Annotated in this window: 24 protein-coding genes; 11 read left to right on the plus strand and 13 right to left on the minus strand. The window is 59.9% G+C overall.

Translation table 11 applies throughout. The features are described from left to right. Positions 1 to 33: 33 nt before the first annotated feature. From radA to katB, 3 genes are read right to left on the minus strand one after another with little or no spacing between them, the layout of a single operon-like run. Entirely contained in the window at positions 34 to 1,401 is a 1,368-nt protein-coding gene (radA, locus tag LIS66_RS23090) for a DNA repair protein RadA (RefSeq protein WP_003228407.1), read from the minus strand. A gap of 47 nt (positions 1,402 to 1,448) precedes the next feature. Then, entirely contained in the window at positions 1,449 to 1,994 is a 546-nt protein-coding gene (locus LIS66_RS23095) for an ankyrin repeat domain-containing protein (RefSeq protein ID WP_042610520.1), read from the minus strand. Between the two features lie 60 nt (positions 1,995 to 2,054). Continuing rightward, positions 2,055 to 3,596, minus strand: a complete 1,542-nt coding sequence (gene katB / locus LIS66_RS23100; protein ID WP_042610521.1) for a catalase KatB — start codon at positions 3,594 to 3,596, stop codon at positions 2,055 to 2,057. Positions 3,597 to 3,881: 285 nt separating this feature from the next. Between katB and mscL the strand changes: the two genes are divergently transcribed. Continuing rightward, positions 3,882 to 4,295: a large-conductance mechanosensitive channel protein MscL gene (mscL, locus tag LIS66_RS23105; protein ID WP_024014404.1), complete on the plus strand. Its 414-nt coding sequence runs from the start codon at positions 3,882 to 3,884 to the stop codon at positions 4,293 to 4,295. 45 nt (positions 4,296 to 4,340) lie between these two features. Here mscL and LIS66_RS23110 read toward each other — a convergent pair whose 3' ends face one another. Beyond that, entirely contained in the window at positions 4,341 to 5,117 is a 777-nt protein-coding gene (locus LIS66_RS23110; RefSeq protein WP_083353606.1) for a ferredoxin--NADP reductase, read from the minus strand. 315 nt (positions 5,118 to 5,432) lie between these two features. Between LIS66_RS23110 and LIS66_RS23115 the strand changes: the two genes are divergently transcribed. Next, a complete protein-coding gene (locus tag LIS66_RS23115; protein ID WP_064364093.1) occupies positions 5,433 to 6,143 on the plus strand; it encodes an autoinducer binding domain-containing protein in 711 nt (236 codons plus the stop codon). Positions 6,144 to 6,317: 174 nt separating this feature from the next. Beyond that, positions 6,318 to 7,442 carry a methyltransferase gene (locus LIS66_RS23120; protein WP_227973105.1) on the plus strand — a complete coding sequence of 375 codons (1,125 nt, stop codon included), beginning with the start codon at positions 6,318 to 6,320 and terminating at the stop codon, positions 7,440 to 7,442. Positions 7,443 to 7,513: 71 nt separating this feature from the next. Here the strand turns inward: LIS66_RS23120 and LIS66_RS23125 are convergent, their stop codons facing one another. The 3 genes from LIS66_RS23125 to LIS66_RS23135 all read right to left on the minus strand — a co-directional run bounded on the left by LIS66_RS23125 (position 7,514) and on the right by LIS66_RS23135 (position 10,222). Beyond that, on the minus strand, positions 7,514 to 7,681 hold the full coding sequence (locus tag LIS66_RS23125; protein ID WP_016773090.1) for a DUF2474 domain-containing protein: 168 nt from the start codon (positions 7,679 to 7,681) through the stop codon (positions 7,514 to 7,516). A gap of 84 nt (positions 7,682 to 7,765) precedes the next feature. Continuing rightward, positions 7,766 to 8,773, minus strand: coding sequence for a cytochrome d ubiquinol oxidase subunit II (gene cydB, locus LIS66_RS23130; protein WP_042610525.1), 1,008 nt, complete (start codon positions 8,771 to 8,773; stop codon positions 7,766 to 7,768). Positions 8,774 to 8,776: 3 nt separating this feature from the next. Beyond that, entirely contained in the window at positions 8,777 to 10,222 is a 1,446-nt protein-coding gene (locus tag LIS66_RS23135) for a cytochrome ubiquinol oxidase subunit I (RefSeq protein ID WP_042610526.1), read from the minus strand. A gap of 380 nt (positions 10,223 to 10,602) precedes the next feature. Between LIS66_RS23135 and LIS66_RS23140 the strand changes: the two genes are divergently transcribed. The 3 genes from LIS66_RS23140 to LIS66_RS23150 all read left to right on the plus strand — a co-directional run bounded on the left by LIS66_RS23140 (position 10,603) and on the right by LIS66_RS23150 (position 12,518). Next, a complete protein-coding gene (locus LIS66_RS23140; RefSeq protein WP_227973106.1) occupies positions 10,603 to 11,838 on the plus strand; it encodes an MFS transporter in 1,236 nt (411 codons plus the stop codon). Positions 11,839 to 11,937: 99 nt separating this feature from the next. Beyond that, positions 11,938 to 12,216, plus strand: a complete 279-nt coding sequence (locus tag LIS66_RS23145) for a type II toxin-antitoxin system RelE/ParE family toxin (protein WP_227974544.1) — start codon at positions 11,938 to 11,940, stop codon at positions 12,214 to 12,216. A gap of 14 nt (positions 12,217 to 12,230) precedes the next feature. After that, positions 12,231 to 12,518: a HigA family addiction module antitoxin gene (locus tag LIS66_RS23150; RefSeq protein WP_227973107.1), complete on the plus strand. Its 288-nt coding sequence runs from the start codon at positions 12,231 to 12,233 to the stop codon at positions 12,516 to 12,518. A 4-nt stretch (positions 12,519 to 12,522) separates the two neighbouring features. Here LIS66_RS23150 and LIS66_RS23155 read toward each other — a convergent pair whose 3' ends face one another. Both LIS66_RS23155 and LIS66_RS23160 read right to left on the minus strand, forming a co-directional pair. Then, positions 12,523 to 13,074, minus strand: a complete 552-nt coding sequence (locus LIS66_RS23155; RefSeq protein WP_227973108.1) for a DJ-1 family glyoxalase III — start codon at positions 13,072 to 13,074, stop codon at positions 12,523 to 12,525. Between the two features lie 66 nt (positions 13,075 to 13,140). Continuing rightward, positions 13,141 to 13,587: a DUF4879 domain-containing protein gene (locus tag LIS66_RS23160; protein ID WP_064364089.1), complete on the minus strand. Its 447-nt coding sequence runs from the start codon at positions 13,585 to 13,587 to the stop codon at positions 13,141 to 13,143. A gap of 220 nt (positions 13,588 to 13,807) precedes the next feature. Here LIS66_RS23160 and LIS66_RS23165 point away from each other — a divergent pair, with 220 nt between their 5' ends. Both LIS66_RS23165 and trmA read left to right on the plus strand, forming a co-directional pair. Further along, positions 13,808 to 15,103, plus strand: a complete 1,296-nt coding sequence (locus LIS66_RS23165; RefSeq protein WP_064364088.1) for an NCS2 family permease — start codon at positions 13,808 to 13,810, stop codon at positions 15,101 to 15,103. After that, on the plus strand, positions 15,100 to 16,179 hold the full coding sequence (gene trmA / locus LIS66_RS23170) for a tRNA (uridine(54)-C5)-methyltransferase TrmA (RefSeq protein WP_227973109.1): 1,080 nt from the start codon (positions 15,100 to 15,102) through the stop codon (positions 16,177 to 16,179). The genes LIS66_RS23165 and trmA overlap by 4 nt, the downstream gene beginning before the upstream one ends. 54 nt (positions 16,180 to 16,233) lie before the next feature. Here trmA and LIS66_RS23175 read toward each other — a convergent pair whose 3' ends face one another. Both LIS66_RS23175 and LIS66_RS23180 read right to left on the minus strand, forming a co-directional pair. Continuing rightward, the gene (locus LIS66_RS23175; RefSeq protein ID WP_227973110.1) at positions 16,234 to 16,680 is read right to left on the minus strand and encodes a DUF2442 domain-containing protein; all 447 of its coding nucleotides are present in this window, start codon (positions 16,678 to 16,680) and stop codon (positions 16,234 to 16,236) included. Continuing rightward, a complete protein-coding gene (locus tag LIS66_RS23180) occupies positions 16,677 to 17,105 on the minus strand; it encodes a DUF4160 domain-containing protein (protein WP_083353612.1) in 429 nt (142 codons plus the stop codon). Before LIS66_RS23180 ends, LIS66_RS23175 begins: the two co-directional genes overlap by 4 nt. Before the next feature lie 325 nt (positions 17,106 to 17,430). On the opposite strand from LIS66_RS23180, the gene aroQ reads away from it, so the two are divergent. After that, positions 17,431 to 17,871: a type II 3-dehydroquinate dehydratase gene (gene aroQ / locus LIS66_RS23185; RefSeq protein WP_042610534.1), complete on the plus strand. Its 441-nt coding sequence runs from the start codon at positions 17,431 to 17,433 to the stop codon at positions 17,869 to 17,871. Between the two features lie 5 nt (positions 17,872 to 17,876). After that, positions 17,877 to 18,731 carry a shikimate dehydrogenase gene (locus LIS66_RS23190; RefSeq protein ID WP_227973111.1) on the plus strand — a complete coding sequence of 285 codons (855 nt, stop codon included), beginning with the start codon at positions 17,877 to 17,879 and terminating at the stop codon, positions 18,729 to 18,731. Between the two features lie 116 nt (positions 18,732 to 18,847). Here the strand turns inward: LIS66_RS23190 and LIS66_RS23195 are convergent, their stop codons facing one another. Then, a complete protein-coding gene (locus tag LIS66_RS23195; RefSeq protein ID WP_227973112.1) occupies positions 18,848 to 19,525 on the minus strand; it encodes a TetR/AcrR family transcriptional regulator in 678 nt (225 codons plus the stop codon). A gap of 102 nt (positions 19,526 to 19,627) precedes the next feature. Continuing rightward, complete coding sequence (quiC, locus tag LIS66_RS23200) at positions 19,628 to 21,529, minus strand: 3-dehydroshikimate dehydratase QuiC (protein ID WP_116657747.1); 1,902 nt, start codon at positions 21,527 to 21,529, stop codon at positions 19,628 to 19,630. Positions 21,530 to 21,884: 355 nt separating this feature from the next. On the opposite strand from quiC, the gene LIS66_RS23205 reads away from it, so the two are divergent. Continuing rightward, complete coding sequence (locus LIS66_RS23205; RefSeq protein ID WP_227973113.1) at positions 21,885 to 23,222, plus strand: MFS transporter; 1,338 nt, start codon at positions 21,885 to 21,887, stop codon at positions 23,220 to 23,222. Positions 23,223 to 23,315 lie beyond the last annotated feature (93 nt).

Here is a 23,315-nt window from a genome sequence, read left to right on the forward strand (position 1 = left end):
GCGAGCAGGCTCACTCCTACAGGGGAATGGTGGTTATTCGAAGAGCGCGTCTAGGGCTTGTTCGAGGCGAGTGACCGCAATGATCTGCAACCCCGCCGGCGCTTCCTTCGGTGCGTTGCCCTTGGGCACGATCGCGCGTTTGAAACCGTGCTTGGCCGCCTCCTTCAAACGTTCCTGGCCGCTCGGCACCGGGCGCACTTCGCCGGACAGGCCGACTTCACCGAACACCAGCAGATCATGGGGCAACGGCCGATTGCGCAAACTCGACATCACCGCCGCCATCAGCGCCAGATCCGACGCGGTTTCCAGCACCTTCACGCCACCGACCACGTTGAGGAACACGTCCTGATCGTGGGTCGGAATGCCGCCATGACGGTGCAGCACCGCGAGCAGCATCGCCAGACGGTTCTGATCCAGACCCAGCGTCACCCGACGCGGGTTGGCCAGATGACTGTCATCGACCAGCGCCTGCACCTCCACCAGCATCGGCCGGGTGCCTTCCCACGTCGCCATGACCACACTGCCGGGGACTTCTTCCTGGGCCCGGGTGAGAAAAATCGCCGAAGGATTGGAGACTTCTTTCAGGCCCTTGTCGGTCATGCCGAACACGCCCAACTCGTTCACCGCGCCGAAACGGTTTTTCACCGCGCGCAGCAGCCGCAGACGCCCATCGGATTCGCCTTCGAAATACAGCACGGTGTCGACCATGTGTTCCAGCACACGAGGACCGGCCAGAGCGCCCTCTTTGGTGACGTGGCCGACAAGGAAAATCGCCGTGCCGCTCTGCTTGGCGTAACGCACCAGCAACGCCGCGCTCTCGCGCACCTGGGATACGCCGCCCGGTGCCGATTGCAGTTGCTCGGTGAAAATGGTCTGGATCGAGTCGATCACCATCACCTTGGGCTTTTCCTGACGAGCGGTGGCGATGATGGTCTCGATGCAGGTCTCGGTCATTACCCGCAGTTGATCCTGCGGCAGGCCGAGACGGCGTGCTCGCATCGCCACTTGCTGCTGGGATTCCTCACCAGTGACGTACAGCGCCGGCATGCTCTTGGCCAGATTGCACAGGGTCTGCAGCAGAATGGTCGACTTGCCGATCCCCGGGTCACCGCCGATCAGCACCACTGAACCGTCCACCAGTCCGCCGCCGAGGACGCGATCGAGCTCACCGGAGGCGGTGGAAAACCGTGGAATTTCTTCGATGCTGACTTCGGCCAGGGTCTTGATCTGGGCCTGTTGCCCGGCCCAGCCGGTACGTCCGGTGGGTGCCGTGGCGCCGCCGCTTTCGATCATGGTTTCAGTCAGGGTGTTCCAGGCACCGCACTCACCGCACTGCCCGGCCCACTTGGGAAAGGTTGCGCCGCACTCGGTGCAGCCGTACATGCGCTTGGCCTTGGCCATCAGAACCCCCGGAACAAAAGACGCGATGATAACGCAGCCACCGCCGATCAGCGCGGCGCAGCGGTACGGATTTCGCCACTGGCCAGACGCGCGGCGCTGTTGCCCAGCGGATCCTCGGCGTTGAGGTCGGCACCCTTGGCTTGCAATGCATCAAGCAATTCCAGACGCTTGAACAGCCCGGCATACATCGCCGCCGTCTGTCCGGCGCCGTTACGCTGGTCGGGGCTGCAATCGGTCGCCATCAGGCGCCGGGCAATCTGCAACTCGCCCTTGAATATCGCGCCCATCAGCGCCGTGTTGCCACGTTGATCCTGAGCACAGGCGTCCGCGCCTGCTGCCAACAGTCGCTCAACCGCCGGCGCCTGACCGTGATAGGCGGCCAGAATCAGCGCGGTGTAACCCTTGCTGTCGCGGGTATCAAGGGCATAGCCGGACTCGATAAAGGTTTCGAGCATCGGCACATCCCCGCGGCGTGCGGCATCGAAGTAATAAGCCTGCAACTGCGCCTTGATTGCCTCGGGGCTTTGCTCGACCGGGGCCGCCCCCGCAGTGAACGACAGGCACGCGGCCAGGCATGAAAGAAAAATCCGCATCGGGCACTCTCCTTGAACACACGCGAGGCCGGGCTGGCCCTCGCGTGCGCCGCATCGCTATCAGTCGGTCAGTTTGGCCGCCAGTGCTTTCACCCGGCTGAGGTCGCCCTTGGCCACTTCGGTCACACCGCTGCCGTACTCAGGGTCGGCCTTGTACAGGAACGACAGGATGATGTGCTTGCTCTCGTCATCGGTGGTGGCCAGCGAGCCGCCGAAGCTGTCGATCAGGTCGCGACGTTCCTGCTTGCTGTACGAGCGATACAGATCACCGGCCTGCTTGAAGTTCTGCTCGCGCTGGATCTTCGCCTGCTGGGTGCTGCCGGACAGCGCCGACTGGCTGTAACGCGCCGCTGGCGTCTCTTCACGCGGTTGCAGGCGGCTCGGCTGGTAGTTGACGCCGGACTGGCTGGCGCCGAAATTCATCGCACCGTCCTGATTGCCATTGTTCACCGCAGTTTTCGGCGCATTGATCGGCAATTGCAAAGCGTTGGCGCCGAGACGGTACATCTGCGTATCGGCATAAGAGAACACCCGGCCCTGCAACAAACGATCTTCCGAAGGTTCTATACCCGGAACTACGTTGGCCGGCGCCATGGCTACTTGTTCGGTTTCCTGGAAGACGTTGGCCGGATTGCGGTTCAAGATCATTTGTCCAACTTTGCGTTCGGGAATACCCGGCCAGATCTTGGTCGCGTCCAATGGATCGAAATCAAACTTGGACAAATCCTGTGGCTTCAGAACTTGCACGTACAAGTCCCACTTCGGGAAGTTGCCTTTGTTGATATTGCTGACCAGATCATTGGTCATATGGCTGTAATCCTGACCCTGAACTTTTGCGACCTGCTTTGGCCGCAGGTTATTAATGCCCTGCAAGCTCTTCCAATGAAACTTCACATAATGAACTTCATTCTTTGCGTTGATCAGCTTATAGGCATGAACGCCATTGCCGTCCATTTCCCGGTAACTGGCCGGAGTGCCGTAGTTGGAATACAGCTCGGTCAGCGTGCGGGTGGCTTCGGGTACATGGGAGAAGAAATCGAACCGGCGCGAATCGTCGTCGAGGTTGGTGCGCGGATCGGGCTTGAAGGCATGCACCATGTCCGGGAATTTGATCGCGTCGCGGATGAAGAAGGTCGGGAAGTTGTTGCCGACCAGATCCCAGTTGCCGTCAGCGGTGTAGAACTTGGTGGCGAAACCGCGCGGGTCGCGCAGGGTTTCCGGGGAATGGTTGCCGTGCACCACCGCCGAGAAACGCACGAACACCGGGGTGCTCTGGCCTGCGGCGAACACCTTGGCCTTGCTCAGGTCGCTGAGGTCGTTGGTCACGGTGAAAGTGCCATGGGCGCCGGTGCCGCGCGCATGGACGACGCGCTCGGGGATGCGTTCACGGTCGAAACGCTGCAGCTTCTGGATCAACTGCACATCCTGCAGCAGCACCGGGCCGTTGGCGCCGGCGGTTTGCGAGTTCTGATTGTCACCGACGGCAGCGCCATTGTCGCGGGTCAGCGGAGCGGCGTTGACCGAAAAGGTCAGCAGGCTGGCGGTCAATACACCGAAAGTGCGGCGATGGGGAAAAGCCCCCAGTCCAGGAGTGGATGTCATATCAGGTTCCTCTGGTTTTATGGGGCGCATCCAGGTGCGCCACGCCAAGGCTAGAGGCCTGCGTCGCGGAACATAAATAGAAAGAACGTAACACCATGATTGAAGAAATTGGCTGTGCAATCAGCGCTTTACCGCGTATTTCGCGCGCGATTGCTGGCATTTTGCAAACTAATCGTCAATTGATGTGTCGATAAAAACGGGCATTGTAAGAAGGTGTGTCGCACAGGAGGCGTTTCGCTGATTTACACTGCCAACACCAAACTCATCTGTAACAAGGAAATAACTATGGGCGTGCTTAGCGAGTTCAAGGCCTTCGCGGTCAAAGGCAATGTGGTCGATATGGCCGTCGGTATCATCATTGGCGCGGCGTTCGGCAAGATTGTTTCGTCGTTTGTCGGCGACGTGATCATGCCGCCGATTGGCCTGTTGATCGGTGGGGTGGACTTCAGTGACCTGGCCGTCACGCTCAAAGCCGCCCAGGGCGATGCGCCCGCAGTGGTGCTGGCTTACGGCAAATTCCTGCAGACCGTGCTGGATTTCGTGATCGTCGCGTTCGCCATCTTCATGGGCGTCAAAGCCATCAACCGCCTCAAGCGCGAAGAAGCCGTGGCGCCAACCGCGCCGCCGATCCCGAGCAAGGAAGAGCAGCTGCTGGGCGAAATTCGCGACCTGCTCAAAGCGCAGAACGAGCGGCCCTGAAGCATCCGCTGGGCAATAAAACGGCACCCGCGGGTGCCGTTTTCGCTACCAGTAATTTTCCACCGCAACCTGCCCCGGCTTGCGCGTCAGGCTCAGGCGCATGTCGCGCTGCTTGAGCAAGGCGCGGGTGTCGTCGATCATCTGCGGATTGCCGCACAACATCACCCGCGAATGCTCTGGCGAAAGCTCGACGCCCGCTGCTCGCTCCAGTTCGCCATTTTCGATCAGCGCAGTAATCCGGCCCTGCAGCGCGCCGGGGTGCGCCTCACGGGTCACAGTCGGGATAAACCGCAATTTGTGCGCATGCTCGCTGAGGTAGTCACGTTGCGCCAACCCGGCAATCAACGCCTGGTAAGCCAGTTCCCGCGCTTCACGCACGCTGTAGACCAGAATGATGCGCTCGAATTTCTCCCAGACTTCGAAGTCCTGCAGGATCGACAGGAACGGCGCCACGCCGGTGCCGGTGGACAGTAGCCAGAGATCGCGACCATCGACAAAGCGATCCAGGGTCAAATAGCCGAACGCCTGGCGTTCAACCATCAGGCTGTCGCCCACCCTGAGCCTGCTCAACTCACTGGTGAACTCGCCCCCCGGCACCACAATGGAAAAGAACTCGAGAAACTCGTCGAACGGCGACGACACCATCGAATACGCGCGCCAAACGGTACTTCCGTTGGCCTTGGTGACGCCCAGGCGGGCGAACTGGCCGGCACGGAAGCGAAAGCCGGGATCGCGGCTGGTGCGCAGCGTGAACAGGTTCGGCGTCAACGGTTGGACATCGAGCAAAGTCTGGGTGGTGTACTTCTCGGCGCTGGCAGTCATGAGGCACTCCTTGAAACGATTGCCCACAGTGTCCCGCAAAATCGCCTTGCCTAACACTCGTGATTGGTAATGGTATTAAGCGGATCAACGCTGTTCATTCGGGACTGCCGCCAGCGTCAGTTATTGAGTAATAACTTTAAATGGCAATTAAAATATAACAGCCTGTATTGCTAAGAACGCTTTATGAAAAAACTTCCAAGTATCAATCTCGAAATAATGTAAGGCGACTCGCAGGAAAGATCCTACACTTCGATTCGTGCCGGATACTTTGGATCCATTCGGCGCCCGGATATCAGGTTATGGAGGCGATAGTTCATGGAAACGTGGAAGGAATCACAACTCAAACAACTGACGTTTGCCAAAGGCATAGAGGCGGCTTACCCGATACTGTTGAGATTCGCGGAGAACCTTGGGTTTAACTTCTGCGCCATTGCAGTCACCTCGCCGAATCGCGAAGTGCATCTGAATGCCTTGCAAATCAATAATTACCCGAAAGAATGGAACATTCAGTACAACAAAGAGAACTACCGGAACATCGACCCGGTAATAGCGCATTGCAATCACTCAATACTTCCAATCGTATGGGAAGAAAGAGTGTTCGGCGATGCACCCCAGCTGTGGCAGGCGTTGAAACACAATGGACTGCAGCATGGCTGGTCGCAGGCATTCCATGATGAAGCCAGTGGCTTGTGCAGCATCATCAGTCTGGCTCGAACCCACTGCCCGATCAGTCCGCTGGAGCTGTATGAGCATTACGGTTATATCTTTTTCGCCAACCGGCACTTCAGCGAACTGTATGCCCGCACCGTGCCCATACCGGCCAAGCCCAGCAGGCCGAGGTTATCGTCCAGGGAGCTGGAAATTCTGAAACTGTCGGCCTTGGGCAAGACCGCTCATGACATTTCGAGAATTCTCAGCCTGAGCGAACGTACCGTTAACTACCACGTGCAAAACGTCATCGAGAAACTCAACGTGTGCAACAAGATTTCCGCCGTGATTGCGGCTGCTCGTGCCGGGATCATCTGATAGCCGAGAGTGATCGCGCGACAATCCTGCGAGTATTTACCCGCAAAAAAACGTAACATTCAGGCCTCTCCGAGTGATGACGCACACCGCTTGCATCGCAGTCCACTCGGTAGGATCCCGTCGCACTACATGCTGACAACGGGATAACTGCCGAATATCCTGAGTCCCCGCCCCATGCCTTTGCTAGAGACACCCTTCGCCCAGCTCGACCTGATTCGCCAGCCCGAACAGCAGAATGAACCGCTGCAAGCGTTCGACGCGGCGGACGAATACCTGCTCAATCATCTCGCCAGCGAACAACCGGCAAGCAGCACCCGCGTGCTGGTGCTCAATGACAGCTTCGGTGCATTGGCCATCAGTTTGCTGGGCAAGGTCGAGGTCAGCAGCAGCGGCGACTCGTTCCTGGGTTTCGTCGGACTGGAAAAGAATCTGCTGCGCAACGGCCAGGCGTTCGATGCGATTCGTCCAATCCCGGCCAGTGAGCCCTTGGTCGGGCCGTTTGATCGGGTGCTGATCCGCGTCCCCAAAACCCTGGCGCTGCTGGAAGAACAGTTGATCCGCCTGCAAGGGCAACTGGCTCCCGGCGCGCAAGTGATCGCGGCTGCCATGGTCAAGCATCTGCCCCGTGCCGCCGGCGATCTGCTCGAGCGCTACATCGGCCCGGTGCAAGCGTCGCTGGCTGTGAAAAAAGCGCGCTTGCTGATTGCCACACCGCAAACCAAAACACCCGCAACGTCCCCCTACCCCACTCGTTATCGCCTGGATGAACCGGCGATCGAACTGCTCAACCACGCCAACGTATTTTGCCGCGAAGGTCTGGACATCGGCACCCGCGCGTTCCTGCCGCATCTGCCGAAGAACCTTGGCAACGCACGAGTCGCCGATCTTGGTTGCGGCAACGGTGTGATGGCCATTGCCAGCGCGTTGCAGAACCCGGACGCGCATTACACGCTGGTCGACGAGTCATTCATGGCGGTGCAATCGGCGGCCGAGAACTGGCGCGCGGCGTTGGGCGATCGGGAAGTGGTGGTGCGCGCCGGCGATGGTCTGGCCGGGCAGGCGCCGCAGTCGCTGGACGTAGTGCTGTGCAATCCACCCTTCCATCAGCAGCAGGTAGTCGGCGATTTCCTCGCCTGGCGCATGTTCCAGCAGGCGCGCGAGGCACTGGTGGTCGGCGGTGCGCTGTACATTGTCGGCAATCGGCACCTGGGCTATCACAGCAAACTGGCGCGCCTGTTCCGCGGCGTCGAGCAAGTGGCGGCAACGCCGAAATTCGTCATCCTCAAAGCCCGCAAATAAATCCCGGACAAAAAAAACCCTCCGTGAGGAGGGTTGCAAATCCATACCCGAAGGCGCCGGGACGGGATGTTTCAGTGGGTGGTCAAACCTGCGGCATTCATGAACATGCGCATCAGGCTGGCGGCGATGAACAGCACGCCGACACTGCCAACCCAGATCAAGGCCAACCAGCCGAGCCGCTGCCACAGCGGTTTTTTTTCAGCTTCTTCAATGTCGTGCAGGGAATGTTTGCCGGTCATTGCGTCGATCTCCGTTTAGCCAAGGCGTCACTGCGGACGCCTTCGCGAGCAGGCTCGCTCCCACAGGGCAAGCCCAGCATGGGATTAGTGGTAACCGTCTTCGTGGGTCACCTTGCCGCGGAATACGTAGTAGCTCCAGAAGGTGTAACCGAGGATGAACGGAATAATGAACAGCGTGCCCACCAGCATGAAGCCCTGACTTTGCGGCGGCGCGGCGGCGTCCCAGATCGAGATCGACGGCGGCACGATGTTCGGCCACAAGCTGATGCCCAGACCGCTGTAGCCAAGGAAAATCAGCACCAGGGTCAGCAGGAACGGCGTGTAGTTGGCATTGCGTGCCACCGCGCGGATCAGGCCATACAGGGTGACCAGCACCAGAATCGGCACCGGCATGAACCACAACAGATTCGGCATGCTGAACCAGCGCGAGGCAATTTCCGGGTGGGACAACGGCGTCCAGATACTGACAATGCCGATCACCGCCAACAGCACAAACGCCAGCGGCCGTGCCAGATCATGCATTTGTTCCTGCAACTTGCCTTCGGTCTTCATGATCAGCCAGGTGCAGCCGAGCAAGGCATACGCCACCACCAGCGCTGCGCCGCAGAACAATGTGAACGGCGTCAGCCAGTCCAGTGAGCCACCGGCGAACTGGCGATTGACCACAGGCAAGCCATCGATGAATGCACCCAGCGCCACACCCTGAAAGAACGTCGCCGCGATCGAACCACCGATGAAGGCCTTGTCCCACAGGTGACGTTTTTCGTCCTTGGCCTTGAAGCGAAACTCGAAGGCCACGCCGCGAAAGATCAGGCCCATCAGCATGAAGATCAGCGGCAGGTACAACGCCGACAGCACCACCGAATAGGCCAGCGGGAACGCGCCGAACAATGCCGCGCCCCCCAGCACCAGCCAGGTCTCGTTGCCGTCCCAGACTGGCGCAACCGTGTTCATCATCACGTCACGGTCGGTCTTGCCCGGCACGAACGGGAAGAGAATGCCGATGCCCAGGTCGAAGCCGTCCATGACCACGTACATCATGATGCCGAAGATGATGATCACGGCCCAGATCAGCGGAAGATCAATACCCATGAGTCAAATCTCCTTGGTCAAGCGAGTGTTGTCTTCGTGCTCGCCCTCGGCCGGATCGTCGGCTGCGGACAGCGGACGCGCCGGGGTGCGTTTCTTGCCTGGACCACCGTCCGGCGTTTCGCTGCCCTCGCTGATCTTCGGCCCCTTGCGCACCAGACGCATCATGTAGCCAAGCCCTGCGCCGAACAGCGCGAAATAGATCACGACGAACATGATCAGGGTGATGCTCATCTGCATGAAGCTGTGGTTGGACGAAGCATCTGCGGTGCGCATCAAGCCGTACACGACCCATGGCTGACGGCCGATTTCCGTGGTGAACCAGCCGGCAAGAATCGCAATCAGGCCGGACGGCCCCATCCACAAGGCCAGATGCAGGAACGGCCGCGAGGTGTACAGCGAGTCACGCTTGCGCAGCCACAGACTCCACAGACCGGTGAAGATCATCAGGAAACCGAGGCCGACCATGATGCGGAACGACCAGAACACGATGGTCGAATTCGGCCGGTCCTCCGGCGGGAATTCCTTGAGTGCCGGCACCTGCTTGTCCAGCGAGTGCGTGAGAATCAGGCTGCCGAGGTAGGGAATCTCCACGGCGAACTTCGTGCGTTCTTCTTTCATGTCCGGCCAGCCGAACAGGATCAGCGGCGTCGCTTCGTCGCCATGGTTTTCCCAGTGGCCTTCGATCGCAGCGATTTTTGCCGGCTGATGCTTGAGCGTGTTGAGACCGTGGAAGTCGCCGATCACTGCCTGGATCGGCGCAACGATCAGCGCCATCCACATCGCCATCGACAGCATGGTGCGGATCGCCGGGTTGTCCCTGCCGCGCAGCAAATGCCAGGCTGCCGAAGAGCCGACGAAGAATGCTGTCGCGACGAACGCGGCGGTGGCCATGTGCATCAGCCGGTAAGGAAATGACGGATTGAAGATGATCGCCAGCCAGTCAGTCGGGATGACCTGGCCGTTGACGATCTCAAAACCTTGCGGGGTCTGCATCCAGCTGTTGGAGGCGAGGATCCAGAAGGTCGAAATCAACGTGCCGATCGCCACCATCACCGTCGAAAAGAAGTGCAGGCCGCGCCCGACCTTGTTCCAGCCGAACAGCATCACGCCAAGGAAACCGGCTTCAAGGAAGAACGCCGTGAGCACTTCATAGGTCAGCAACGGCCCGGTAACGGCGCCGGCGAAGTCGGAGAAACGACTCCAGTTGGTACCGAACTGATAGGCCATGACCAGACCGGAAACCACGCCCATGCCAAAGTTGACGGCGAAGATCTTCGACCAGAAATGGTAGAGGTCACGGTAGGTATCGTTGCGGGTTTTCAGCCACAGGCCTTCGAGCACCGCCAGGTAACTCGCCAGGCCAATGGTGATGGCCGGGAACAGAATGTGGAACGAGATGGTGAACGCGAACTGAATTCGGGCGAGATCGAGAGCCTCTAAACCGAACATATGGCTTCCTCTGTCAGGTAGTACGGGTAGCGGACCCGGAGGCCTGCACCACTGCCCCCACGGATATGGAGTGCGGCGAATTCGGATTCGTTCTTTTTTTACAACCATCGCTACGCAGGGAGTCTGGCCAACTGGCCGTCAGATCAGTTCCGGTCGGGGTCTTGATCTGGATCAAGCAACGTTGAAAGAGTAGTCCCATTTTTGCCAATGAACTGCGTGGTCGTTTGCCGCGTGACAAGTTGTCTCATTGGCGCAGCAAGGTTCTGGCCTGGTGAACCCAAAAAGATTGATGCACATCTGACTGAATTTTTTCTCGTAGCAACTTCCTGTTACAGACTGGTGATAATCTCGCCGTTCACTCGTCCAAGACCTGCCTTCAGATGCCCACTCAAGAGCCCCTGCTGTTACGTCAGCATCGTCCGTTCATGGCCTTTTGGCTGGCGCGGATTTTCACCGCCAGCGGTTTTCAGATGCTCACCGTGGCGATTGGCTGGAACCTCTATCAACTGACCGGCAACGTGCTGGATCTGGGCCTGGTCGGCCTGGCCGAATTTGCCCCTCGCGTATTGTTCATGCTGCACACCGGGCACGTCGCCGATCGCTATGACCGGCGCAAGGTCGCCGCGCTCTGTCAGTCGTTGCAGGCATTGATTGCCCTGGCGCTGGCCATCGGCAGTGCCACCGATCACGTCACCCGCGAAATGATCTTCATCCTCGCTTTTCTCCTGGGGGCGGCGCGGTCGTTCGAGATGCCCACGACCCAGGCGCTGCTGCCAAGCATCGTCCCGAGTGCGCTTTTCCCGCGGGCGGTCGCCGCCGCGCAATCGGCGCAGCAATCGGCGACCATCGTCGCCCCGGCCCTCGGCGGTTTGCTCTATGCATTCGGCAGCGTCTGGGTCTACGGCCCGACCGTATTGCTGTATGTGATCGCCTGCTTGCTGATGCTCAACCTGCCGGCACGCCAGACGCCGCTGAACAAAGGCAAAGCCACGCTGGACTCGCTGCTGGCGGGGATTCGCTTCATCCGCAGCCGTCCGGACATCCTCGGCGCGATCTCGCTGGACCTGTTTGCCGTGTTGCTCGGCGGCGCCACGGCGTTGCTGCCGGTGTTTGCCAAGGACATTCTGCTGACCGGCCCGTGGGGCCTCGGCCTGCTGCGCTCGGCGCCGGCGGTGGGCGCGTTGCTGATGTCATTGTTCCTGGCGCGGTTTGCCGTGGAACGCAACGTCGGCCGGGTGATGTTCACCGCCGTCGGCATCTTCGGCGTCGCCACCATCGCCTTTGGCCTGTCGACCTCGTTCTGGTTCTCGCTGGCGGTACTGGTGGTGCTCGGCGCCGCGGACATGATCAGCATGGTGATCCGCGCCTCCTTCGTACAACTGGAAACCCCCGACGAAATGCGCGGCCGGGTCAGCGCGGTGAACGGCCTGTTCATCGGCGCCTCGAACCAGTTGGGCGAATTCGAATCAGGCCTCACCGCCCACTGGTTCGGCACCGTGCCGGCGGTGGTCATGGGCGGAATCGGCACGCTGGTGGTGACTGGGACGTGGATCAAGCTGTTTCCGACGTTGGCGAACCGGGACCGGATGCATGTGCCGGTGGAGGAGAAGGTCTGAGTTTTCTGGAAAAACTCACCTGCCAAGCACATATCAAGCGACAACGTGCGGTACATAGTTACCGCACTGGGTGTAATGTATCGCCTTACACTCGCCGCCATGATCAAATCCTTTCAGCACAAAGGCCTTCGTGGCTTCTATGAAACAGGTACGACTCGTGGAATTCGTGCCGACCATGCAAAACGGCTGTCGCGCATGTTGCAGTTCATGGATCGAGCGACGCTTCCCGGGGACTTGGACTTGCCCGGCTGGCGCCTGCATCCTTTGAAAGGTGAGCTAAGCGAATATTGGTCGCTCAGCGTGTCAGGCAACTGGCGAGTGATCTTTCGTTTTGTCGGTTCGGATATCGAATTGGTCGATTATCTGGACTACCGCTGACAGGAGGCAGGCTCATGCCCATGCACAACCCGCCACACCCCGGTGAAACCCTGCTGCTGGATGTCTTGCCCGAGCTTGGCATCAGCGTGAGCGAATTAGCACGGCACCTTGGCTTTGCACGCCCGCACCTTTCGCGCGTACTGCACGGACACGCGCCAATCAGCCCGGATCTGGCAGTACGACTTGAACGTGCAGGGATTGGCAAGGCGCGCGTGTGGCTAGGTGGTCAAACCGACTACGATCTTTGGCAAGCGGAGCACCGTGAGCAACCAATGATAGAACCCCTCGCAGCCCACGGCTGACCCGTCAGGCCATCAACTCCCCCGCCACCCTCATCCGCAACGCCTTGCCACCAAGCTGCTCGATCAGGGTCAAGGCAAATTCCAGCGCCGCGCTGGAGCCTTGGGCGGTGATGCAGTTGCCGTCGACCACCACCGGTTGATCAACAAACGTACAGCCCGACAACTGATGGCTGGCGCCGGGCAGGCAGGTCATGCGTCGCTGGCGCAGCACGCCTGATGCTTGCAGCGCAATGGCCGGGGCTTCGCCGATGGCGGCGAACAGTCGGCCGGCGCTGGCTTGGTCTTTGAGCAATTGCTGTAAGGGCTGGTGCGCAGCGAGATGCTGGGAGCCGACGGCACCGCCCGGCAGGACGATCAGGTCGAAGCGCTGCGCGAGTACATCGACGAGCATGCCGTCGGCGGTCAGCCGGGTGCCCCGCGCGCAGGTCAGCATGCGCCGGCCTTCAATACTGGCGGCAACCACTTCGATACCGGCGCGGCGCAGCACGTCGATCAGGGTCACGCTTTGCAAATCGTCGATGCCCTCGGCGAGGGCAATCAGGGCTCTGGCAGTCATGGGCGCTTTCCGCTGGTAGTCTGTAAAGCGTAGTCAGCTTTATCCCACCCTGTTCGAAGACAGCCGTTACTTGATGTAAAGCTGGGTCGACATCATGTTGCGCGGCGCGTTGAGCGAAGTGTTGCTGAAGCTGAAGGTGCCTTCCTGTTTACCGGCCAGATCGAAGGTATAAAGAGAACCGACGGTTTTGCTGCCGGGCGTGCATTCGGTGAGATTGCCATTATCGAAGGCACACACCGGGCCTCGGGTGCCGTTGACCTCGAAGCCATCCAGAGTCACCTGCGGCTGGTTCTGGCCATAGCCGACTTCCAGCACGTAGACCTTGATGTTCGGCCCGTTGTGATTGCACTGGGTTTGCGCCTGGTGATCGGCGATATCTTCCAGGCCACAGGACGGCGACTGCACTTTGATGACCTTTACCTGGGTCAATGGCGGCGCCGATGCCGCGAACGCCGGGACTGCCACCAGCAGTGCTGCAATCCATCCGAAAATCTTCATCCCGCCGTTGCGCATGCCTGCCCACTCCGAAAAATCAGCGCGCAGTATGGCGCAGTTGTCTGCTGCGCAAAACTTCGCCGACGATCGACACCAACATCCGCCAAATTCCTCACGCGGCTGGTATGATGCGCGGCTTTTTCCGGCCCACGACAATTTTCCAGGCGCTTGCGACGGTCTGTGCTTTGCTGTTGAGGTCGATACATTCACGGCGCCACGCGCGCCACGGGGAGCAGACATGCTGGAAAGGCTGTTTCAACTCAAGGCACACAACACCAACGTGCGCACCGAAATTCTCGCGGGCGTCACGACTTTCCTGGCCATGGCTTACATTCTGTTCGTCAACCCGAGCATCCTCGGCGAGACCGGCATGGACAAAGGCGCGATCTTCGTCGCTACCTGTCTGGCGGCCGCGATCGGCTCGACCGTGATGGGCCTGATCGCCAACTACCCGATCGCCCTCGCTCCGGGCATGGGCCTGAATGCCTTCTTTACCTACACCGTGGTCCTGCACATGGGCCACACCTGGCAGGTGGCGCTGGGTGCGGTGTTCATTTCCGCCGTGCTGTTTTTCCTGCTGTCGATCTTCCGCATCCGTGAATGGATCATCAACGCCATCCCGCTGCCATTGCGCTCGGCGATCGCCGCCGGTATCGGCCTGTTCCTGGCACTGATCGCCCTGCACAACGCTGGGATCGTAGTCAGCAACCCAGCGACCATGGTCGGTCTCGGCGATCTGACCAAACCGGCGCCGATTCTCGCCACAGTCGGCTTCGCGGTAATTGTCGCCCTCGAAGCGCTGAAAGTGCGCGGCGCGGTGCTGATCGGCATTCTCGCCGTCACCATCGCCTCGATCGCACTGAACGTCACCGAGTTCGGCGGCATCCTGTCAATGCCGCCGTCGCTGGCGCCGACCTTCCTGCAACTGGACATCAAAGGTGCACTGGACATCGGTCTGGTCAGCGTGATTTTCGCCTTCCTGTTCGTCGACCTGTTCGACAACTCCGGGACCCTGATCGGCGTCGCCAAGCGCGCCGGCCTGATGGGCAAGGACGGCCACATGCCGAAAATGGGCCGCGCGCTGATCGCCGACAGTACGGCGGCCATGGCCGGTTCGCTGCTGGGCACTTCGACCACCACCAGTTACATCGAATCCGCGGCCGGCGTCAGTGCCGGTGGCCGCACTGGCCTGACCGCCATTGTCGTGGCGATCCTGTTCCTGCTGGCGCTGTTCTTCTCGCCACTGGCGGCCAGCGTGCCGGCTTTCGCCACTGCACCAGCGCTGCTGTTCGTCGCCGTGTTGATGACATCGGGCCTGGCGGAAATAGACTGGGATGACATCACCGTCGCCGCGCCGGTTGTGGTCACTGCACTGGCGATGCCGTTCACCTATTCGATCGCCAACGGCATCGCTTTCGGTTTCATCGCCTGGACTGCCATCAAGCTGCTGTCCGGCCGCGCCCGAGAACTGAACCCGGCACTGGTGATTCTGTCGATTCTGTTTGTGATCAAGTTGGGTTGGTTCAACGCATGACTTTCAATTCCCAAGCCTACGCCGAACAACTCGAAGCCAAGGTCACACGTCTGCGTGAGCTGCTGGCGCCGTTCGATGCACCCGAGCCGACGGTGTTTGATTCGCCGCTGCAGAACTTCCGCCTGCGCGCCGAATTCCGCCTGTGGCGCGAGGGCGGCGAGCGGCACTACGCGATGTTCTCTCAGGATGACAAACGCACGCCGATCCTCATCGAAGAATTCCCGATCGCCAGCCTGCGCATCAACCAGTTGATGCCGCAGTTGAAGGCTGCGTGGCAGGCCAATTCGGCGCTGAGCCACAAGCTGTTCCAGGTCGAATTCCTGACCACGCTGGCCGGCGACGCGATGATCACCCTGTGCTACCACCGTCCGCTGGACGAGCACTGGCACGCGGCGGCGACTCAGTTGTCGGCCGATCTCGGTGTGAGCATCATCGGCCGCTCCAAGGGCAAGCGCGAAGTGCTTGGCCAGGACTATGTCGTCGAGAAACTCGAAGTCGGCGGTCGCACTTTCAGCTATCGCCAGCCCGAAGGCGCGTTTACCCAGCCGAACGGGACGGTGAACCAGAAGATGCTCAATTGGGCATACGAAGCGCTGGGCGATCGCAGCGACGATCTGCTGGAGTTGTACTGCGGCAACGGCAACTTCACCCTGCCGCTGGCCACCCGCGTACGCAAAGTGCTCGCTACCGAAATCAGCAAGACTTCAGTCAACGCGGCCCTGAGCAACCTCAGCGAAAATGCGGTGGATAACGTCACGCTGGTGCGTTTGTCCGCCGAGGAACTGACCGAAGCGCTCAACGAAGTGCGCCCGTTCCGCCGCCTGCACGGCATCGATCTGAAGAGCTATGAATTCGGCAGCGTTTTCGTCGACCCACCGCGCGCCGGCATGGACCCGGACACCTGTGAACTGACCCGACGCTTCGACAACATCCTCTACATCTCCTGCAACCCGGAGACCCTGGCCGCCAACATCGCCCAACTGCACGACACCCACCGCATCACTCAATGCGCGATGTTTGACCAGTTCCCGTGGACCCATCACATGGAATCCGGTGTGCTGCTGACCCGGCGTTGATTGCCGGAAGCTGGGAAGAGAAAGCCGTCGTGATTGACGGCTTTTTTGTGGGTGCTATGGCGCGATATCGGTTTTACGTGGACGCCCGCCTTTCTTGCCATTGGCTCGTGCGGCTGCTGATTTTGCAGCGCTGCTTTGACGCCCGTTGCGCGAAGCAACGACCGACGCCGCCATCCGCATGAGCGACGGGTTCGCCGAAATCATTCCGGCAATGGAAATATCCAGGTCTTTACCCTCATGGCACAGCGCAGTGCCGGCGGAGCCGATCGTCAGGCTTTCATAATCGGCTGCTTCAAACCCGTCGAACTCCGGATACTGCTTTACCGGCAACAACACACCGCTGCCGTCCTCGAAACGAATAGCCAGAGAGGATTCTTCGAGCCTCACGGATACTGCCTGCAAACTGCTGGCTTGTCGTGCTTCGCCAAGTTTGATGGCGGCATCGAGCATTTCTTCCGTCAGGGGACGATGCGCCGATGGTTTTGCCTTGATGACTTTCATAATTCGATTTCAACTCCTTCCAACTTGCCGATCAAGGTCAGCAGCACCTTGTCTGCTTCTGGGTGATAGCGCGCCGATCCGATCCGGTAGATCTGGTCGGTGACTGGTTTCATCACGGGCACTTCGTTTGTTTGGCAATCCCATATCTGGTTATCGAGACAAACGGTCTGCAAGCCCGACCACCAGATCCCGCGTGCTCGACGCAGGTGCGCCGGTTGTCCAAGTGACAGGCACAAGCCGTTCAGCACGGCGAGCGGCGGTCGACGGGACAGCGGCACGACGTCCCACAGATCAACTTCGTTGTGCCAGAAGCTGAACCGGATGCGGGCATTCCAGGCACCCGCATCTACATGGGCGTGGGGTGGGCAGTGTTCGCCTCTCAACATGATGCGAATCGACATTCCTTTGTAGCTGCATATCTTCATGCTAACCCATCCGTTAGGTTAATGGATTTCCAAACTCGATTTTCCTTTCGAGTCCGACAACCGGTTGCCACGAGCGAACGTGTCGGAGGTCATCCAAGGCTAGCGGGCATGGAGAGCGGGGCTTGGGAATTGATTGGAAAAAACGTAAGAAAAGCTGTCGTTACATCTTGAAATCAGGGCTCGCCTGAATTTGCCTGTGCGATCACCGAACATAAAACGCCCAGGTCATTTCTGTTCAATTGACCGATGTAACCATCTAGTACATTTTATCTCCACAGGCTGAAACCTCTCGGCCGATGCCAAAAACAATAAGTGGAGTTACCCCATGTCCCCTATCGTTCTGGTGCTCAACGGCCCGAACCTGAACCTGCTTGGCACCCGCGAGCCGGCGACTTATGGTCATGAGACCCTGGCGGACATTTCCGCGCTGTGTGGTCGCGCGGCTGACGAGTTTGGCCTGACCGTAGAGTTTCGCCAGACCAATCATGAAGGCGAGCTGCTCGACTGGATTCACGCGGCGCGCGGTCGTTGCGCCGGGATCGTGATCAACCCGGCGGCGTGGACGCATACGTCGGTAGCGATTCGCGATGCCTTGGTCGCCAGCGAGCTGCCAGTGATTGAAGTGCATCTGTCCAACGTCCACGCCCGTGAGCCGTTCCGTCATCATTCGTTTGTTTCGGGCATTGCCACGGCGGTGATGTGCGGATTCGGCAGCCATGGTTATCGCTTGGCGCTGGAACATTTCAGTCAGCGGTTGCGGGGGTGAAGGCCATGTCACGTTCCAGAGTGATACTCGCCGGGCTGATCGGCGCCGGGATTCAGGCTTCGCGCACGCCGGCACTGCACGAACACGAGGGCGATGCGCAGGGCCTGCGTTATCTCTACCAACTTATCGACCTCGATCAATTGCGCCTCGACAGCACGGCGCTGCCCGACTTGCTGCAAGCGGCCGAGCGGATGAACTACACCGGACTCAACATCACTTTTCCATGCAAGCAGGCAATCATCCCGCTGCTCGATGAATTGTCGCCGGAAGCGCGAGGGATCGGCGCAGTGAACACGGTGGTGCTGAAGGATGGCAAACGTATTGGCCACAACACCGATTGTCTCGGTTTCGCCGAAGGTTTTCGCCGAGGTCTGCCAGACGCTGCCCGCGAACGAGTAGTGCAGATGGGTGCTGGCGGCGCCGGCGCGGCGGTGGCCCACGCGCTGCTCAGTGAAGGCGTACGGCAATTGACGATTTTTGATGTCGATCGCGAGCGCGCGGAAAGTCTGGCGAACAATCTGAATCAACATTTTGGCGCCGGTCGCGCGCAAGCCGGGCGGGATTTGCCCGGGGCGCTGGCGCAGGCCGACGGCCTGGTCAACACCACGCCAATGGGCATGGCCAAGCTGCCAGGTACACCGGTGCCGGCGCAGTTGCTGCGCAAAGCAATGTGGGTCGCAGAGATTGTGTATTTCCCGCTGGAAACCGAATTGCTGCGCGACGCCCGGGCTCTGGGTTGCCGCACGCTTGATGGCGGCAACATGGCGGTGTTTCAGGCGGTCAAGGCGTTTGAATTGTTCAGCGACGTGGTGCCGGATGCGCAGCGCATGCTTGAGCACTTTCAGAGCATGAATGGCTGAGCCCTGCCGCCCCCTGTAGGAGTGAGCCTGCTCGCGATAGCGGTGTATCAGCCAATAGATGCATTGGCTGACGGAATGCCATCGCGAGCAGGCTCACTCCTACAGGGTGGGATGTGTCAGGCCTGCAGGTAGCGCAACACCGATTCGCAGATCATCTCGCGGTGGCGCTGCTTGATGGTTTCGTCCGGCAGATCGATCTGGAAGATTTCCCCCAGCGTGTGGCGGTTCGACACGCGATAGAAGCAGAACGAACTGATCAGCAGGTGCACGTCCAGCGCATCGATGCCACGCCGGAACAAACCTTCGTCCGCCCCCCGTTGCAGAATCCCGCCCAAGGTGTCGAGGATCGTGTTGTTCAGCGCCTTGATCGCATCGGAACGTTTCACGTACTCGGCGTTGTGGATGTTTTCGATGCTGACGATGCGCACGAAATCGACGTTGCGGTCGTGGTGATCGAACGTGAACTCCACCAGTCGGCGGATCGCCAGTTCGGGCGGCAGTTCGTCCAGGTGCAGGCGGTTTTCCGTGCTGCGGATATTGCCGTAGAGTTTCTCCAGCACCTCGACGTACAACTGCTCCTTGCTGCCGAAGTAGTAATAGATCATGCGCTTGGAGGTGTGGATGCGCTCGGCGATCGCGTCGACGCGGGCGCCGGACAAGCCCTGCTGGACGAACTCGACGATCGCCTCCTGCAGGATGTTTTCGCGGGTCTTTTCCGGGTTGTTCTTGCGACTCTTGCGCGGCACTGGGTCGGACTCGACAGCAGCGGCGGAAAGTTCTGAATTCATGGTCATCGCGGGCTCACGGCCATCACTGCACAAGCTGGCGATTATGGGCCGCGCGGGACAGTGAAGGAAGCCGCGCGGCCCGTGTTTAATCCCGCGTTTACGAATTCCCTACAACTTCGCCTGACGCGCCGCGCCGCTGCGGGATTTGGCCATCGCCGCCAGCCTTACGGCAACGTTGGCCGCGCCATAACCGGCGTAACCGTTCTTGCGCTGGATGATCTCGAAAAAGAAGCGCCCTTCGAACGGCTCGGTGTACACATGAAACAGCTCGCCGCCCTGGGCGTCACGGTCGTAGAGCACGTTGTAATAGGCCAGCTCGCTGAGAAACTCATCGTCGAAATCGAAACGCGCGGCGAGGTCGTCGTAGTAGTTCAGCGGGATGTCCAGCAGCGGCACGCCGGCCTCTTTGGCGCGACTGACCTGGGCGAAGATGTCGTCACAATCGAACGCGATGTGGTGCACACCGGAGCCGCGATAACTCGACAACGCGTGGGAGATCGCGGTGTTACGGTTCTCGGAGATATTCAGCGGCAGCCGGATCGAACTGTCGCGGCTGCGCAGTGCGCGGCTCTTCACCAGACCGTACGGATCGGGCAGCACCACTTCGTCGTCGGCCTCGAAATCCAGCAGGCTCTTGTAGAACAGCACCCAACTGTCGAGGCTGTCGGCCGGCAGCGCCATGGCCATGTGATCGATTCGCTTGAGGCCGCCGCCGGTCTGTGCGTCCGGCAGCAGATTGAAATCGGTCCCGTAAACGTCGGCGTCCTCGTCGACCAGATAAATCAGACTGCCGTCCGGTGCGCGCACCGCCGCCAGTTCCAGTTCATTCGGCCCGACCAGCCCGCGATAGGGCTGCCCCTTGTAAGCGACCGCGCGGGCCAGCGCACTGGCGCTGTCCCTGACCCGCACAGCCGTGGCGCACAGCGACGGGCCATGGGCTTCGAAGAAGCTGTGGGCGAACGAATAAGGTTCGCAGTTGAGGATCAGATTGATATCGCCCTGACGCAGCAGGCTGACATTCTTGGAGCGATGCTGCCCGGCCTTGGCAAAACCGAGGCGTTGCAGCCAGTGACCGAGCTTCGCCCCGAGCGCTTCGTCGACGGCAAACTCAAGAAACTCAACGCCGTTGTATTCGCTGGCCTGCGGCGTTTCGAAAAGGATGTCGCGGTTGGCCACCGGCGTCGATTCCTGCTCGAGACGCTGACGGGTTTTCTCTTCCAGATAAAGTAGCGAACGCAAACCGTCGGCGGCGTTGGCCCGTGGCGGCGCGGCACGGAAGCCGTCGTTGAAGATTTCCAGCGACAACGGCCCGCTATAGCCGCTCTTGATGATCGGCGCGAGAAAACCCGGCAGATCGAATTCGCCCTGCCCCGGGAAGCAGCGGAAATGCCGGCTCCACTCCAGCACATCCATCTGCAGAATCGGCGCGTCGGCCATTTGCACGAAGAAGATCTTGTCGCCGGGAATATCGGCGATGGCGCTTGGATCGCCCTTCAGCGACAGCGTGTGGAAGCTGTCGAGCAACACGCCGAGGCTCGGGTGATCGGCCTGACGGACGATGTCCCAGACCTGTTGATAAGTGTTGACGTGCCGGCCCCACGCCAGCGCTTCGTAACCTATGCGCAAGCCGCGGGCGCCGGCGCGCTCGGCAAGCAGGCGCAAGTCATCGACGAGAATCTGTTGATCGCCCAGGCTGTCGGCGGAAGCATTGCTGCACACCAGCACCAGATCGGTGCCGAGTTCCTGCATCAGGTCGAACTTGCGCTCTGCGCGCTCCAGGTTGCGGGCCAGGCGATCACGGCGGCAGCCTTCGAAATCACGGAACGGCTGAAACAGGGTGATGGCGATGCCGAGATCGGCGCACATCTGTTTAACTTCGCGGGGACTGCCGTCGTAGTACAGGAGGTCGTTTTCGAAAATCTCCACGCCGTCGAACCCGGCGGCGGCAATGGCTTCGAGTTTTTCCGGCAGGGTGCCGCTCAAGGAAACGGTGGCAATGGAACGCTGCATGTTTCAACTCCCGGACTGCGCCGCTTTTGTGTAGGAGCTGCCGAAGGCTGCGATCGTTTGATCTTGATTACCTAAACAGCAAAATCAAAAGATCGCAGCCTTCGGCAGCTCCTACGAGGGAATGGGTTTTTATAGTGAGGGAAATTATTGGCTGCATCCCTGCGCGCAGCAATTTAAAGTGTACTACCCGGTTAGTTTTGCGTGCGATTATCGAACACTATGGCGATTTGGCGAATTGACGATTTTTTGTTCACTGCCCAACATCGGTTGCACATCGAGTCCGGCCACTAACCGCCGGACAAGGTGTTCGACCGTAAAGAACACCAAATAACAAATCCAAAAACGGGTGGAACACATGATTCCTTCACAGACTTCCCGCATGGCTCCGGCCATGAGCACTGCCACGGGTGGCATCGGCGACAAGATCCGCGGCGCCATGGCGGTCGGCAAGACCCGCTGGGGCATGCTGGCGCTGGTATTTTTTGCCACCACCCTCAACTACATCGACCGCGCCGCCCTAGGCGTCATGCAGCCGATCCTCGCCAAGGAAATGAGCTGGACGGCGATGGACTACGCCAACATCAACTTCTGGTTCCAGGTCGGCTACGCGATCGGGTTTGTCCTGCAAGGACGGTTGATCGACCGGGTCGGCGTCAAGCGCGTGTTCTTCTGCGCCGTGCTGCTCTGGAGCCTCGCCACCGGCGCCCATGGCCTGGCGACTTCGGCAGCCGGCTTCATGGTCTGCCGCTTCATCCTCGGCCTGACTGAAGCCGCCAATTACCCGGCCTGCGTGAAAACCACGCGCCTGTGGTTCCCGGCCGGTGAACGTGCAGTCGCTACCGGCATCTTCAACGCCGGCACCAACGTCGGCGCGATGTTCACGCCGATGCTGCTGCCGCTGATCCTGCATGCGTGGGGCTGGCAGGCGGCGTTCCTGTGCATGGCCGCACTCGGCGGGATCTGGCTGTTGTTCTGGGGCCTGAAATACTTCAACCCGGAAGATCACCCACGGGTAAAACAATCGGAACTCGATTACATCCAGCAGCAAGTCGAATCGGAACAGGCCCGCGTGCCATTCAGCAAGATCCTGCGCATGCGCGGCACCTGGGCCTTCGCCCTCGCCTACTCGCTGACTGCGCCGGTGTTCTGGTTCTATCTGTACTGGCTGCCGCCGTTTCTCAATCAGCAATACAACCTCGGCATCAATGTGACGCAGATGGGTATTCCGCTGATCATCATCTACGTCACGGCTGACTTCGGCAGTGTCGGCGGCGGGATCCTGTCCTCGTTCCTGATCGGTCGCGGAATGAATTCGATCAAGGCGCGGCTGCTGTCGATGTTGCTGTTTGCCTGCTGCATCATCGGCGTGGTCATGGCCGCTGGTTCCGCCAATCTGTGGGTCGCCGTCGCTGCAATCTCCCTGGCCATCGGCGCGCATCAAGCCTGGACCGCGAACATCTGGAGCCTGGTGATGGACTACACGCCCAAGCACATGATGAGCACGGTGTTCGGCTTCGGCGGCATGTGCGCGGCGATCGGCGGGATGTTCATGACCCAGATCGTCGGCCACATCCTCACCGTCACCAACAACAACTACACGGTGCTGTTCACGCTGATTCCGGCGATGTACTTCCTCGCACTGACGTGGATGTACTTCATGGCACCGCGCAAGATTCCGACCGTTAGCGAATAACCTGCCTGTATCGCCCCCCCCCCTGTAGGAGTGAGCCTGCTCGCGATAGCGGTATTTCAATCGACACTTATGTTGACTGATACACCGTCATCG

Source organism: Pseudomonas sp. HN2 (assembly GCF_020736465.1).
Taxonomy (GTDB): Bacteria; Pseudomonadota; Gammaproteobacteria; order Pseudomonadales; family Pseudomonadaceae; genus Aquipseudomonas; species Aquipseudomonas moraviensis_A.